Below are 14,961 nucleotides of genomic sequence, written 5' to 3'. Positions count from 1 at the left end.
ACTGATAATATATAAAAGACAACATATGAATTTAACTACTAAACTGCTTTTGGGGATTGGTTTTAGTGCTGGGTTTTTAGGCTATGCACAGGATTTGAGTCAGGTAAGACCTGTATTAACCGGAGCTCCATTCTTGAGAATTGCACCAGATGCAAGGTCGGGTGGTATGGGAGATCAGGGGGTCGTTACTTCCCCGGATGCTTTTTCTCAATTTTGGAATGCAGCGAAATATCCTTTTAGCAGAACAAGTTCTTCTGTGGGTATTAACTACACACCATACATGGGGAAACTTACAAATGATGTATTTTTACTATATGGAGCTTTCCATAAATTTTTAGGTCAGGAAGAAAGATCCACAATTTCCGCAAGTATCTATTACTTTAATATGGGGGAAGTAGACCTTACTTCTCTTGTAGGAAATGAGGTAACATCTAACGGTACTTCGAAGCCAAACGAATTCTCGGTAGATATCGCTTACGGTCTGAAACTTTCTGATTCATACTCAATGGCCGTTACAGGTAGATTCATACGTTCAGATTTGGCCGGAGGATTCAACACAGATACTACACTGAAGCCTGCAAACACTTTTGCAGTAGACGTTTCAGGATACTATACTTCTCCTAAATTCTCAAGTTTTGGAGGTTATGACGGTAAATTGAATGCTGGTTTTGCAGTAACCAATTTAGGTCCTAAACTGGACTACACAGGAGATGAAGAATCAAGATCTTACCTTCCAACTATGGCAAGATTAGGTGTTGGTTATGATATGTATTTAGATGATGTCAATAGAGTTGGTTTAAGCGTTGAAGGTTCAAAAATCTTGGTACCGGGATCAGAATTCGTTGGAAATGATCCTAATACAAGACAGCCAATTTATGCAGTTCCAAACGTAGGCGTTATGTCCGGAATCGGAAAATCTTTCAAAAATCCTGAATCAATCATGTACAGTGGTGCTTTAGAATATTCTTATGACAATGCATTTGCTGTGAGAGGAGGTTATTTCCACGAAAGTGATGTGCAGGGAGCAAGACAGTTTGCAACTGCCGGTATCGGTTTGAAATACCGTTCTTTCGGATTGGATATTTCTTATTTGATCAATATGTCTAAAATTAATACTGCTTTAGATAACACACTTCGTTTCGGTCTTACCTGGAACATTGGTGAAGAAACTTCTAATGTAGACAACTAAGAATAATCGAACATAAGATATAGAAGCTCCATTGAATGGAGCTTTTTTTATTGATTTAAATTCACACTCATTTAGAAGAAGACTGGGAATTCAGATATTAATAAAATATGTTCACAAAAGTCCAGCAATTATGGGGCTTTTTGTTTTTCAATAATTATTTTTGTAGCATGAACTATTCTGCGGAACTAAAAAAGATCGTCACCAGCCAATATGTGTATTCTTCGATAAGAATTACCCTGGCAACGGTGCTTCCGTGTTTGGTACTTTCCCACTTTGGGATTTTAAAAGAATACTTCTTATTTCCTTTAGGAACCAGCTTTGTAGCACTTACAGATCAGCCAGGTCCGTTTATCCGAAGAAGAAACTCTTTGACGTTTGCTATTTTCTGCTTCGTCCTCGTTTCTGCTATTGCAAGTTTAGTCAAAGGAATTATTCCACTGGTTATTTTAGAAATTTTCGTCTTCGGTATGTTTTTCTCTCTGATTGGCGTTTACGGTCAGAGACTCGCAGCAGTCGGATCTTTGGCACTGGTAGTTTTGGCAATTTTCATTGACGGACATTTAACAGGAGCCAATATTTTAAAAAGTTTAATGATTTTCGCTGCCGGCTGTATTTGGTTTTTACTGATTTTCTTAATCGTAACCACTATTCAGCCTTATAAACTGGCCAGTCAGATGATTGGTGAAAATTATCTTCAGCTTGCGGAATTTCTGAAAATTAAAGCAAACTTTTACCAGAAAAATCCAGATTTTGACCGTTTAAATATACAGGTTATTGCAAAGCAGATAGAGATCAAAAACCTACAGGAAGAAACCCGCGAGACTGTTTTTAAAACCCGTACGATTGTCAACGAATCTACAACGATAAGCAGACTTCTGATGTTGACGTTTTTGAATTCAATGGATCTTCATGAAAAACTGATGACTTCAGAAAGTGATTATAAAAAACTTCAGCAGAGTTTCGAAGATTCTACTATTTTAGTTAAAATTCATGATTATTTAAATATCCTTTCAGAAGAAATTGCCAACATCGGAATTTCGCTTCAAAGCAGCACAAGGGCAAAACCTGTCTTTAATCTGGAAGTGCGTTCGCAGGATTTGAACGTCCATTATTTTGAACTTAGAAATAAGCAGATGACTCCCGACAATCTCGAAAATTTTATGATTTTGAGACAGATCATGATGCGCATTAATGAGATCACCAAAGAAATCAACGAAATTTATAAAGTATTTGCTCAAAACGTAAAACTGGCCAAAAGTCTTTCGACAGGTTTAGATCTGAAAAAATTTATGCCGAATGAAGAGAAAATTAATTTTAAAGTTTTAAAAAGCAATATTTCTCTCACCTCATCACATTTCCGTCATGCAATTAGAATTACTGTGGCATTATTCTTAGGATATCTTGTTTCTTTTCTTCCATTTTTGGTGATTGGTCATACCTACTGGATTTTAATTACCATCGTTGCTATCCTGAAACCGGCCTACTCTATTACCAAACAACGGAATTTTCTGCGATTCTGCGGGACAGTGGTCGGTGCAGTGATCGCCTATGCAATCTTATACTACGTTCATATTAATGCAGTTCTGTTTGCCATTCTTCTGCTGAGCATGATTTTATGTTTCAGTTTATTGAAAGGCCGATATTTTTGGGCAGTTCTTTTTATGACCATGTATGTTTTTATGAGTTTTAATTTTTTAAACCCCGGAAACGTCAATGTTATTTTTAAAGACCGAATTGTAGACACCGTTATTGCAGGAATTATCGCTTTTTTGGTTTCTTATATGGTGCTTCCGGTTTGGGAACATACGCAGAATCTAGAACTGATGAAAAAATCGGCAGAGTCTAATCTTACCTATTTTCACAGTGTGATGTCTAAATTTCTGAACGAAGATTTTGATATTGAAGATTATAAAGTGAAAAGAAAAAATGCGATCATTTCTCTGGCCAACCTTTCAGATAACTTTCAGCGAATGATTTCTGATCCTAAAAATCAGCAGAAAAAACTGGAGGTCGTTCATCAGTTTGTGGCAACATCACATTTGATTACGGCTTACACCGCTTCACTTTCACAATATTCTAAAAACAATAAAAAATATCCAGAGATCGATTCTGAAAGCTGGACAAAAAAAATTGAAGCCGAAATGAATCAGGTGTCTGTGCTACTGAAAGGTGAAAAAATCACAGAAACTTTGAAAATGGACAGCCGTTTGGAACCTGAAGATTCATCTATTGAAAATTTATTGCTTCAAAGAAAATCTGAACTTCTGGAAAACGAAATATTCGACCGCAGGGATCCGAACAAAATATCTCATTTAACGGAGCTTAAAAATATCCATGATGTTTTGGAGCTGATTTATGATGTCGCAAAAGAACAGCGAAAAGTAATTCAAACCTATAAAGCAGAAACTTCTACTCTTCCACAATCGTAAAACAATAGTCGTCAAAGAACTTCACTCTTGCCTTGAATTCGTCTGAAATCTGATCATCATGCACCCTGCAGCTGATATCAAATAAATATTTAAGTTCGAAAGGTTTCACCTCATAATGCTTTTTAAGCGACCAGTGTTTTGAATGGTGAATTTTGTACATACTTTCCTTCACACTCCAGATAATGGTATAAAATGTAGCTTCATTATCAGCCGGAATAAATCCTCTTTCGTTTTCATACGTAAACTTATCTATGACACGCATAATTTTAGGATTGAATTTCTCAATATCGATTCCTATTTTATTTCTTGAAATAGCAATCGCTGCAAACGGGAAAGAATGTGTAATCGAAATTTCAGCATCTTTGGGCGACAGAAAAGGTTCTCTTTCTTTATAAAGAATTTTGGAATTTGGCTTTAAACTCTTCAGAAGCTTTCTTACCATTAAAACCTCCAGTAATTTTTTGGGGTGATAATCTTTTACTTTTTCAGCATTTTCCGGTTCCAAAAGTTCATCGGGATTCAAATCTTCATCTTCCTCATATTTCCATACGAGAATGGTGGCGTTGTCATCAGAAAAATCGCGGTAAAGAGGCATTGCTTAATTTATTGAGTAAAAGTAATAAAAATTACAGGAAGTTTTTCCGAATAGAAAGTATAGAAGACATTCAGCAAAGAAAAATCCATTATAACAAAAATATTTATTCTGCTATAATGGATCGTATTATTGAATTTTATTAAAAAACTACTGATTATCTTTCAGCAATTCCAAAGATAGTATTAGACTAAAGGTTCCTGCTGACTCAAACAGTGAAAGCTTCCCAATCCCCAGATAATATCTGTAGAATCTATCCCGACCACTTTTCGTTCAGGAAAACATTTTTGAATAATATCCAAAGCAATCTGATCTTTTTCACATCGGTACGTAGGAACAATTACTGATTTGTTTGCAATATAAAAATTGGCATAAGAAGCCGGCAGTCGCTGATCTTCCCAGATTACTGGATCCGGCATCGGCAGTTCTATAATGTTTAAAGGAGTTCCGTCCGGCAAACGCATTTCTTTTAACTGTCTCAGATTGGTCTGAAGAATTTCGTAATTGTCATCTTCAGTGTTATCTTCCACGACGGTAAGAACTGTGTTTTCATTTACAAATCTGATTGTATCATCAACGTGACCATCGGTATCGTCCCCAATGATTCCATCTTCTACCCAAAGAATCTGATCCACACAGTAGAAATCTTTAAGATACTGCTCTACTTCTTCCTGTGACAAGTGCGGATTTCTGTTTTTATTAAGCAGACATGATTTCGAGGTTAAAATTGTTCCTTTTCCGTTAAATTCTACAGACCCTCCTTCCATGATAATTCCCGGGTAAATAACAGGGAGATCAAACTCTGCCCCTATTTTTGTAGGGATCACATCATCCAGTTCGAATGGAGGATATTTTCCACCCCAGGCATTGAAACCCCAGTCTAAAATGATTTTCTGTTCTTCTGCATCTTTATTGATCAGAAATGCGGGACCGTGATCTCTGCACCATGCATCATTAGTTTCGTGAAAATAAAATTCGATATTTTCTAATTTTGCTCCGGCCTGCATAATGCAATCCATCGCAAATTTTCTCATCTCTTCGTCTTTCACATTAATTCTCACAAACTCATCCTGAGAGATAACTTTGATAAATTCGGCATAATTCGGATAAATTTCCTGAAGTTTATCTGGCCACGATTCTTCTTTGTGAGGCCACGACAGCCACGTTGCTTCATGCACTTCCCATTCAGCCGGAAAACGGTAACCTAATTGCTTGGGTGTTTTATTCTGATCTGTCATTAGTCTTCGTCAATAAAACGTTTGGTAATCGGCGAGTAAGTTTCGATTCTTCTATCTCTTAAGAAAGGCCAGTGTTTTCTCATATAATCGGTCTGTGCCAAATCTACCTCGGTAACAGCTACTTCTTCCTGATCATGAGAACCAAGATATAGTAATTTCCCCTGAGCATTGGTCACAAAACTTCCACCCCAGAACTTCATGGCTCCGTCCTGTTCAAACCCTACTCTGTTTACAGAAACTACAGGAAGTCCGTTAGCTACAGAATGAGAACGCTGAATCGTCTGCCAGGCACTGTACTGATCCTGATTGGTTTCTTCATCCTGAGTGGTGTCCCAACCGATTGCAGTTGGATAAAACATAATATCAGCTCCCATCAGTGCAGTAATTCTTGATGCTTCAGGATACCACTGATCCCAGCAGATAAGAACACCCACTTTCCCAAATTTTGTAGGGAAGATTTTATATCCCAAATCTCCAGGTGTGAAATAAAATTTCTCATAATATGCAGGATCATCAGGAATATGCATTTTACGGTACTTTCCTAAATAAGTTCCGTCTGCATCAATAACAGCTGTTGTGTTGTGGTACAGACCCTGAGCACGCTTTTCGAAAAGTGACGCAATAATCACCACGCCCAATTCTTTTGCAACTGGTGAAAGCGCATCGGTAGACGGTCCCGGAATTGGCTCGGCCAATTCAAAATTATCGTAATCTTCTACATCACAGAAATAAAGTGAAGTAAATAATTCCTGTAAACAGACAATTTGTGCACCTTTTGATGCTGCTTCTTTTATTTTTTCAATGGCTTTGTTCAGATTTTCCTGCTTGTCTGCAACACAAGACATCTGAACGGTACCTATTTTTACTTTTGACATATTCTGAATTTTTATAGTACAAAATTAATATTTTTAAAATTCATACTAAACTAGTTTAACGCAGGATGTTCAGCTTTTATAATAATTTAAGAGAAACTTAATGTCTAAGACTGACTTACACAAAACAAAAAACCTCACAGCGTAAAATCTGTGAGGTTTATAATGATTCAGATCATAAAATTTCAGAATCATCACCTTAAAAATAATCTAAGGAGAAATTCGTTAATCAGATCCGAATTTATTTAGACTGATGATTGGTTTCGTTTCTGTGTTGCATAATTTCAAGATTTTCATCAACGAAATAAGCACTTCCGAATCCGTTTACATAAGCACCTTTCACAGGATGTAAAGCAATTAAGATAAAATCTTTCATTTCAGAAATTACGTCTACCACTTTACCGTGAGTTTCTTTTAAAAGGCCTACCACCTGATTCCATGTTTCAGAATCTCTATCGACCTGTGTAGTTGTCGCCTCGATGGTCAAACGTTCACGTGCGTAGATCTGTTTTGTTGCAGATTCGTCTTCGATGAACATCATAGAAGTTTTTCTACCTTCAGAAAGATTTTTTGTATGTTTTGCCATGAAAGAAACCAAGATGTAAAATTTGTTATCAATTTCTACAAACGGTGCGTAACTTGAATTGGGAGTTCCTTCTGCATCTACCGTTGCAAGGATGATACTTTGGGTTCTTGCGATTAATTCTTTTACTTTTGGAGCAAGAGGTTTAGCCTGTCTCTGTGCTTCTTCCTGCGTGTGAGTATGATTCATAAATAGATTTATTTCTGCAAAAATACGTAATTTAGAACAAATAAAAATAGAAATTCAGCATCTTGTGTTTCATGACCGTTATCAGTATCATTGTTTTTTTATCTTAATTATATGTTGTAATTTTGCACTTTAATTATTTGAATTTAAATTTATTCATAAGATATGAGTACTACAACACAATATGTTCCTTACAAAGTAAAGGATATCACCCTTGCAGAATGGGGAAGAAAAGAAATCACTCTTGCTGAAGCAGAAATGCCAGGTTTGATGTCAATCCGTGAAGAATTCGGACCATCTCAACCATTGAAAGGGGCAAGAATCGCAGGATGTCTTCACATGACAATCCAGACTGCAGTTTTGATCGAAACTTTGGTTGCTCTTGGAGCTGAAGTTACGTGGTCATCTTGTAACATTTTCTCTACGCAAGACCACGCTGCTGCTGCTATTGCTGCTGCGGGAATTCCTGTTTACGCATGGAAAGGTCTTAACGAAGAAGAATTTGACTGGTGTATCGAGCAGACTCTTTTCTTCGGAGAAGACAGAAAGCCATTGAACATGATTTTGGATGATGGTGGAGATTTGACCAACATGGTTTTCGACAGATATCCTGAATTCACAAAAGAAATCAAAGGACTTTCTGAAGAAACTACTACAGGAGTTCACAGACTGTATGAAAGAATGAAAAACGGAACTTTGGTAATGCCTGCAATCAACGTAAATGATTCAGTGACTAAATCTAAGTTCGACAACAAATACGGATGTAAAGAATCTGCAGTAGATGCAGTAAGAAGAGCAACTGACATTATGTTGGCTGGTAAAAGGGTGGTAGTTTGCGGATACGGAGACGTTGGTAAAGGTACTGCTGCTTCTTTCAGAGGTGCTGGATCTATCGTAACTGTTACTGAAATCGATCCTATCTGTGCTTTACAGGCTGCAATGGACGGTTTTGAAGTGAAAAGATTAGATTCTGTTGTGGATAACGCAGATATCGTAATCACTACAACCGGTAACTTTAACATCGTAAGAAAAGAACATTTCTTAAAATTAAAAGACAAAGCAATCGTTTGTAACATCGGTCACTTCGATAACGAAATCGATATGGCTTGGTTAAATGAGAACTACGGTCACACAAAATCTGAAGTTAAACCTCAGGTTGACATCTATACTTTGGAAGAAGGTAAAGAAGTGATCATCCTTGCAGAAGGTAGATTGGTAAACCTTGGCTGTGCAACAGGTCACCCATCATTTGTAATGTCTAACTCATTCTCTAATCAGACTTTGGCTCAAATCGAACTTTGGACAAACTCTGAAGCTTACGGAAACGAAGTTTACATGCTTCCTAAGCACCTGGATGAGAAAGTAGCAGCTCTTCACCTTAAGAAATTAAGCGTTGAATTGGAAGTTCTTTCTACTGAACAGGCTGAGTATATCGGTGTAGAAGTACAGGGACCATACAAGCCAGAATACTACAGATACTAATTATTTGTAATTAAATATTGGTGATGGGCAATTCATCAGCAATTCATATATACAGAACGCTTCGGAGATACCGAAGCGTTCTTGTTTTATATTCAATACAGGTTATCCGTCAGTTTCCTGTTCCTAAATTCAATATTTTCAAAGAATAGTGATAAACTTTAAGATTGATAATTCACAATTGTTAAAAAAATAATATATTTGGATGAACTAAACATTAAAAAAACATAAATTATGAAAAAACAGGGAGTTTCAAATGCATTTGTCGCAGCTTCGTGGGTCGCATTGGGCGCAGGAATGGTTGGCTATATCGTCGGTCTCGTAAGAGCAGAAATGCAGCTTAATGAAAAAGGATATTATTTTACTATACTTCTTTACGGATTATTTGCTGTAGTTTCATTACAGAAAGCTGTGAGAGACAGAATGGAAAACATTAAAGTAACCGATATCTATTATGGAATCTGCTGGTTCGCAACATTATCATCTATCGTTTTATTAACTGTTGGACTATTTAATGCGACCATTATGCCTAGTGAAAAAGGGTTTTATGCTTTTGCATTTTTACTGGCATTATTCGGTGCAATCGCCGTTCAGAAGAACACCCGAGACAATATGATGGAAGATTAAGGTAAGAAAAATAAACGGATACCATGCTCACTAAATATAGTGAGCATTTTTATTTTTGAAATAATTATTTCACAAAATAATGACATGTTTAAATTTTTATTATATTTGCTGTTCAGGAGATTATGAAAATCGCAAAACTAATTTAATATCCTTACGAATATAAATAACATTCAGAAATATCAATTATTTTACGATAAAAATTAAGCTCTTTATCATTTTCCTTATCACCAAATTATACATTATGAAAAAATTACTACTCATTTTTTCTTTTATTTTGTTGTTTCAGATGACAAAAGCTCAGAGCGAATTTGTTACCATCTGGAAGCCTGGTCAGTTTATGAATCCGGCAATTTCTGTTGATGCTCCTTATCAGGCAAATGCAAATCAAATATGGTTTCCGGGTAATGGCGACAATTATACCATAGAATGGGAAGAGGTGGGATATCCTGTCCATAATGGGATGATGACTAATGTAACGTCTACCAATCAGGTTTTGATAGATTTCGGAACATCTAACGGAGATGCCTCAAGCGCAACGTACAGAGTAAAAGTTTCTAATGGCAACGGAATTTTCAGACAGATCAAATTCGGAACCGCACAATTATTTCCTGCCGCTGAACAGTTTTTTCCAATATGGCAAATGTTTGGAAGTGCCGACAAACTAATAGAAATAGAACAATGGGGAAACATTGCATGGATTTCGATGAACTCAGCATTTACCAATTGTAAAGCGATGCAGCTTACTGCTACAGACAGCCCAAATCTCAGTAATGTGACAGATTTATCTTTTATGTTTTACGGAACACCACAATTTATAGGAGCCAGCTCAATGCAAAATTGGAATACTTCTCAAATTCAGAATTTTAGATTTATGTTTTCTTGTCTCACCGATACTTCTACAATTCCGCATCAGTTTAATTCGCCTTACATTGGTGCTTGGAATACATCTTCTGCTACAAATATGAGCTATATGTTAGCCGGCAGACCTGTTTTCAATCAAAGTGTAAATAACTGGGATGTTTCAAATGTTACCGACATGAGCTGGATGTTTGCTCAGTGTTTGAGTTTTAATCAGCGACTAGACAGCTGGGACACTTCAAGCCTGCAAGACATGCATTTTATGTTTCATATGATTCCTGTTTTTAATCAGTCATTAAATATGTGGAATACCTCCAACGTCACCGATATGGCCCACGTATTTCATGGATGTGTGGCTTTCAATCAAAATCTGAACTCCTGGGATGTGAGTAATGTGACAAGACTAAATACTTTTTTGACCGGTGCATCAAGTTATAATCAATCTTTAGATGCCTGGAATTTAAATTCTCTTACTGATGCTTCCGGAATGCTTACTTTAACTGCTATCGACTGCAATAACTATAGTAAAACGCTTGCTGGCTGGGCAGATAATCCCAATACACCAAATAATATCAATTTGCAGACAGTAGCACCAGCTCAATATGCTTCAAATGTGGTCAGTAAAAGAAATATTCTGATCAATAATAAAAACTGGAACATCACCGGAGACTCTGTGGGGAGTTGCTTCCTGGCAAATTCAGAAATCAAACCTGTCAGAAATGGATCAATTTATCCAAATCCTGTAAAAGATAATATTCACACCGATCATTTGCATGACGCAGAAAAATACAGAATAATTGATGCAAGCGGAAGATTGATTAAAGAGGGAAAGATATCAAATGAAATGATCAACATCAGTACTTTACCAAAAGGAAATTACATTTTGCAGATCGTTGCAAAAGATCAGATTCAACATTTTAAATTTATTAAAGAATAATAATCACACGACATACTCCTTTTTTGCAAGCACCAAATCTAAAATTTATCCTATGAAAAAATTAATATTTTTTATCATGGTAATGCTGTCAAGTCAGCTTACAAAAGCTCAGAACGAATTCATCACGATTTGGAAACCCAGTGGTATCAATCCAAATTTCATTACTACTGTTGCCGGTCTGAATCCATCCACTTCAAGTCAGATATGGTTTCCCGGAACCGGGCTTAACTACACTATTCAGTGGGAAGAAGTGAATTACCCGCAACATAATGCAATACTGCCTAATGTAACCTCAATAGGTCAGGTTTTGATCAACTTCGGTACGCCTCTCAATCCTAATCCGGCACAGGCTACTTACAGAGTAAAAGTAAGTAACGGAAATGGAGTCTTCACTCAGATTAAATTTGCGACCATGACGACTTCAGTTAACGGTGCTGTCTCGTGGTCTTTTTTAGGTAATTCTGACAAGCTGCTTGAGATCTCACAATGGGGCAACATCCAGTGGCAATCGATGTATAATGCATTTTCCCATTGCAGATATGTACAGATTACAGCGACAGATTCGCCTGATCTTTTGGCAGTGCTGGATGGCTCATACATGTTTTACAATGCCAACTCATTAACCGGAAATCCATCGATGGCAAACTGGAATACTTCCACCATCGAAGATTTCCAAAATATGTTCTCTCACCAGCCTGCGTTTCAAATTCCCGATACTTTTAACGCTCCCATCAGTTCGTGGAATACATCAAAAGCAACCAATTTCAAATCTATGTTTGAAAACAGAATCGTGTTTAATCAGAATCTAAACAGTTGGAATACTTCGTCAGCAACAAATATGGGCTTTATGTTTGCCGGAACTCTGGCATTTAATCAGCCACTCAATAACTGGAACACTTCAAACGTAACCAATATGATGTGGATGTTTCATTTTAACACCAATTTTAATCAACCCCTTAATAGCTGGAATGTTTCAAAAGTTACAGATATCTCTCACATGTTCCATGGCTGCACAGCATTCAATCAACCTTTAGACAGCTGGAATACCAACGTCTTGAGCGACTTCAACACGGTATTTTCTGGAGCTACAAATTTCAATCAAAGCCTTCAGGCATGGAGTTTACCGTCACTTACGATAGGATCACAGGCGCTTTTAGGTTCAGGATTAAACTGTGATAATTACAGCGATACACTTGTAGGCTGGGCAAATAATCCAATTACAGCCAATAACATCAACATCGGATTCGTACCGAATTTCACCTACGCTGTAGACGTGGTTCCACACCGAAATATTCTGCTCAGTAAAGGCTGGTCAATGACCGGTGATACCGTAGGAGAATGCAGAAAATTATCAACCTATGAAAGTCAGTTAAAAAATAAAGGATCTATATACCCAAATCCGGCAGAAAATTTTATTTATTTAAAAAATATTAAAGATGCAAAAAGCTATATTATCAGCGATGTAAGCGGAAGGATGATCACAGAAAATACTCTGTCAAAAGATTTAATCAACATTCAGCATCTTACACCGGGAAATTATATTTTACAGATTATCACAAGAAACGATATTCAGACTTATAAATTCATTAAAAAATAAAAACAAAAATGCCCCGCAAATTTCGGGGCATTTTCTTATATATAAAGGAATTTTTAAAGATCATACAGATTCGGATGCTTAGCTTTGATATCATCCACAGTTCCCAAGACTTTATCTTTCAAAGTATCCTGATAAATCTGAAGTTTTTCAGCTACACTTTCATCACCTGTTCCTAATATTTTCGCAGCTAAAATTCCGGCATTCAAAGCTCCGTTTAAGGCTACCGTTGCTACAGGAATTCCGCCCGGCATCTGAAGAATCGATAGAACAGAATCCCAACCGTCGATCGAATTGCTTGATAAGATAGGAACTCCGATTACGGGTAACGTCGTACAACTGGCCACCATTCCCGGAAGATGGGCCGCTCCGCCAGCTCCAGCGATGATTACTTTCAAACCTCTTTTCTTGGCATGTTTGGCATAATCAAACATTCTTTCGGGCGTTCTGTGCGCCGAAACTACCGTCAGTTCATAAGGAATGTCTAAACTCTTTAAAAAATTCGCTGCCAGTTCCATGATTGGCAAGTCGCTCTGACTTCCCATGATAATTCCTACCATTTTTTCAATTTTATTAGATGTTTCAAAGATAAGGATTTTAAAAAAGGGTGAAAATAAAAAGTGAATTTTGCTTCGCAAGTGAATAATCAATAGTGCATTTTATAACTTAACAAATTAATTGACAGCGTAGCGAATTGACAATTCACTGATTCACTTGTGAAGCAGAATTGACATCTTTTCAGTTCAAAATAAATATCTTTGCCATTCGATTTCCCCTATTCCATTGAAAAATTACAAACTTACTTTCGCCGTTCTCACTGTAGCCATTGTGTGGGGAACCACTTTTCTATCCATTCGTGTGGCGGTAGAAACTATTCCGGCGTGGTTTGTTGCAGGAATCCGTCAGCTTTTGGCGGGAATTATTATGTTAATGATTCTCCTGTACCGAAAGGAGTTTAAATGGATCGGCTGGAATAATTTAAAGTATCAATTAATATTTTCTACGCTAATGCTCATTATCGCCAACGGAATGACCACGGTTGCGGAAGAATCTGTCACGAGTAGTTTGGCATCTTTAATGAGCGCCTGTTCGCCCATCGTCGTTTTTCTTGGTAGCGTAGCGATTGGTTTACAAAAGTTCAGCTTCAGGGCTTTGATAGGAATTATCCTCTGTTTCAGCGGGATTCTTTTTATATTTTGGGATGGTTTGAAAGATTTGGGGAATCCTGATTATCTGATGGGAATTATTTTCCTGTTCATTGCAATTTTAGGCTGGGCATCGGGAACAATTTTCACTAAAAAACTGAATCTTCAGAGCAAAAATATCACGCTTAATCTTTTCTATCAGTTTATGTTTGCAGGAATTATTCAGCTTATTTTTGCTTTTCTATTTTCCGAAAATTACAATTTTGAAAACTGGAGTGGAATAAGTATTTCGGCAATGCTTTATCTGGCTGTTTTCGGTTCCGTAGCTGCATTTTTCGCGTTCCACTATGCACTCACTAAAATTTCTCCGGTACAAGTTTCTATTTTGGCTTATATCAATACCATTATTTCTATTTTCTTAAGTTGGTTAATTTTAGACGAAAAAATTTCGGCCAAATTTATCATTGCAGCTATACTGATTATTTTGGGCGTTTTTATCATTAATTATAATCCGGAACTCTTTAAAAGAAAGAAGATTGAGGGATAATTTATGCTTAAAAAATTAAACCGAAGAAATAAATTTCTTAGTTAAAAGTCTTTTATTTATTTTTTGCTGTCATAATTTTTGCCTATATTTTTAAAATAATTAGTGCGTTATGACAAAAAAATCTCTCATTATACTTCTGGCTTTATTCTTAATTTTTCAAAGCTGCGATGACAAAGAAAAAAGTCAACAGCTTACTGACCGCGAAAATGCCCTTCTGGAAAAAGAAAAATTATTCGCCAAAAAAGAATCTGATTACCAATCTCTTATTAAAATGAGAGACAGTTTATTTAATAAAAAAGACTCTGTAGAAATCTTCAAAGAATGGCCGGCCGAAGTTTACGGAGCCTGGACGGGCAAAGTTATCTGTACAGAATCTTCCTGCAGCGATTACGTAATTGGTGACCAAAGAATTGATACATGGGAATTTGACAGTGACTCTACCCAACTGGTTTCTAAAATTGTGAACAACAATAAGCTGGTCAGATTATATTCCGGGAAATTTGAAAATAATGAGGTAAAACTGAATTACAAAACAGATTCTACTGCAGAAAAAAGCGTGGAAATGAATATTCTGCTCAACGAAATTTCAGCAAATAAAATTCGGGGAACACGTACCGTAAGCGTTGACAACAAATGTACAGCAAAGTTTTCTGTAGAATTGACCCGTCTTTCAAAATAAACACCT

14 protein-coding genes are annotated in these 14,961 nt (G+C 36.7%); 9 read left to right on the top strand and 5 right to left on the bottom strand.

Features of this window, described 5'->3' with window-relative positions:
• The first annotated feature begins 25 nt into the window (after positions 1–25).
• Positions 26–1,189 (top strand): type IX secretion system outer membrane channel protein PorV, encoded by a 1,164-nt coding sequence (porV, locus tag OMO38_RS16535; protein ID WP_264751293.1) that lies wholly within the window; start codon positions 26–28, stop codon positions 1,187–1,189.
• 167 nt (positions 1,190–1,356) lie between these two features.
• Positions 1,357–3,618, top strand: coding sequence for an FUSC family protein (locus tag OMO38_RS16530; protein ID WP_264751292.1), 2,262 nt, complete (start codon positions 1,357–1,359; stop codon positions 3,616–3,618).
• Here the strand turns inward: OMO38_RS16530 and OMO38_RS16525 are convergent.
• The 4 genes from OMO38_RS16525 to OMO38_RS16510 all read right to left on the bottom strand — a co-directional run bounded on the left by OMO38_RS16525 (position 3,599) and on the right by OMO38_RS16510 (position 7,092).
• Positions 3,599–4,213 (bottom strand): 4'-phosphopantetheinyl transferase family protein, encoded by a 615-nt coding sequence (locus OMO38_RS16525; RefSeq protein ID WP_264751291.1) that lies wholly within the window; start codon positions 4,211–4,213, stop codon positions 3,599–3,601. The genes OMO38_RS16530 and OMO38_RS16525 overlap by 20 nt on opposite strands.
• Before the next feature lie 182 nt (positions 4,214–4,395).
• Positions 4,396–5,448, bottom strand: coding sequence for an agmatine deiminase family protein (locus OMO38_RS16520; RefSeq protein ID WP_264751290.1), 1,053 nt, complete (start codon positions 5,446–5,448; stop codon positions 4,396–4,398).
• A complete protein-coding gene (locus OMO38_RS16515; RefSeq protein WP_264751289.1) occupies positions 5,448–6,323 on the bottom strand; it encodes a carbon-nitrogen hydrolase in 876 nt (291 codons plus the stop codon). Before OMO38_RS16515 ends, OMO38_RS16520 begins: the two co-directional genes overlap by 1 nt.
• 238 nt (positions 6,324–6,561) lie before the next feature.
• The gene (locus OMO38_RS16510) at positions 6,562–7,092 is read right to left on the bottom strand and encodes a HugZ family pyridoxamine 5'-phosphate oxidase (protein ID WP_264751288.1); all 531 of its coding nucleotides are present in this window, start codon (positions 7,090–7,092) and stop codon (positions 6,562–6,564) included.
• A gap of 162 nt (positions 7,093–7,254) precedes the next feature.
• Here OMO38_RS16510 and ahcY point away from each other — a divergent pair, with 162 nt between their 5' ends.
• The 5 genes from ahcY (at position 7,255) to OMO38_RS16485 (ending at position 12,587) form a co-directional block, all read left to right on the top strand.
• Positions 7,255–8,571 carry an adenosylhomocysteinase gene (gene ahcY, locus OMO38_RS16505; RefSeq protein ID WP_264751287.1) on the top strand — a complete coding sequence of 439 codons (1,317 nt, stop codon included), beginning with the start codon at positions 7,255–7,257 and terminating at the stop codon, positions 8,569–8,571.
• Between the two features lie 23 nt (positions 8,572–8,594).
• Positions 8,595–8,720 (top strand): hypothetical protein, encoded by a 126-nt coding sequence (locus OMO38_RS16500; RefSeq protein WP_264751286.1) that lies wholly within the window; start codon positions 8,595–8,597, stop codon positions 8,718–8,720.
• 82 nt (positions 8,721–8,802) lie between these two features.
• On the top strand, positions 8,803–9,195 hold the full coding sequence (yiaA, locus tag OMO38_RS16495) for an inner membrane protein YiaA (RefSeq protein ID WP_264751285.1): 393 nt from the start codon (positions 8,803–8,805) through the stop codon (positions 9,193–9,195).
• Between the two features lie 241 nt (positions 9,196–9,436).
• Complete coding sequence (locus tag OMO38_RS16490; RefSeq protein WP_264751284.1) at positions 9,437–10,990, top strand: BspA family leucine-rich repeat surface protein; 1,554 nt, start codon at positions 9,437–9,439, stop codon at positions 10,988–10,990.
• 52 nt (positions 10,991–11,042) lie between these two features.
• The gene (locus OMO38_RS16485) at positions 11,043–12,587 is read left to right on the top strand and encodes a BspA family leucine-rich repeat surface protein (protein WP_264751283.1); all 1,545 of its coding nucleotides are present in this window, start codon (positions 11,043–11,045) and stop codon (positions 12,585–12,587) included.
• A 53-nt stretch (positions 12,588–12,640) separates the two neighbouring features.
• On the opposite strand, the gene purE is transcribed toward OMO38_RS16485, so the two are convergent.
• Positions 12,641–13,144 (bottom strand): 5-(carboxyamino)imidazole ribonucleotide mutase, encoded by a 504-nt coding sequence (gene purE / locus OMO38_RS16480; RefSeq protein ID WP_264751282.1) that lies wholly within the window; start codon positions 13,142–13,144, stop codon positions 12,641–12,643.
• A gap of 223 nt (positions 13,145–13,367) precedes the next feature.
• On the opposite strand from purE, the gene OMO38_RS16475 reads away from it, so the two are divergent.
• Positions 13,368–14,276 carry a DMT family transporter gene (locus tag OMO38_RS16475; protein WP_264751281.1) on the top strand — a complete coding sequence of 303 codons (909 nt, stop codon included), beginning with the start codon at positions 13,368–13,370 and terminating at the stop codon, positions 14,274–14,276.
• A 109-nt stretch (positions 14,277–14,385) separates the two neighbouring features.
• A complete protein-coding gene (locus OMO38_RS16470; RefSeq protein ID WP_264751280.1) occupies positions 14,386–14,955 on the top strand; it encodes a hypothetical protein in 570 nt (189 codons plus the stop codon).
• Positions 14,956–14,961 lie beyond the last annotated feature (6 nt).

The organism is Chryseobacterium kimseyorum, assembly GCF_025971945.1.
Classification (GTDB): domain Bacteria; phylum Bacteroidota; class Bacteroidia; order Flavobacteriales; family Weeksellaceae; genus Chryseobacterium; species Chryseobacterium kimseyorum.
The sequence above is the reverse complement of the archived record's forward strand: the minus strand, read 5'-3'. Positions and strand labels throughout refer to the sequence as shown.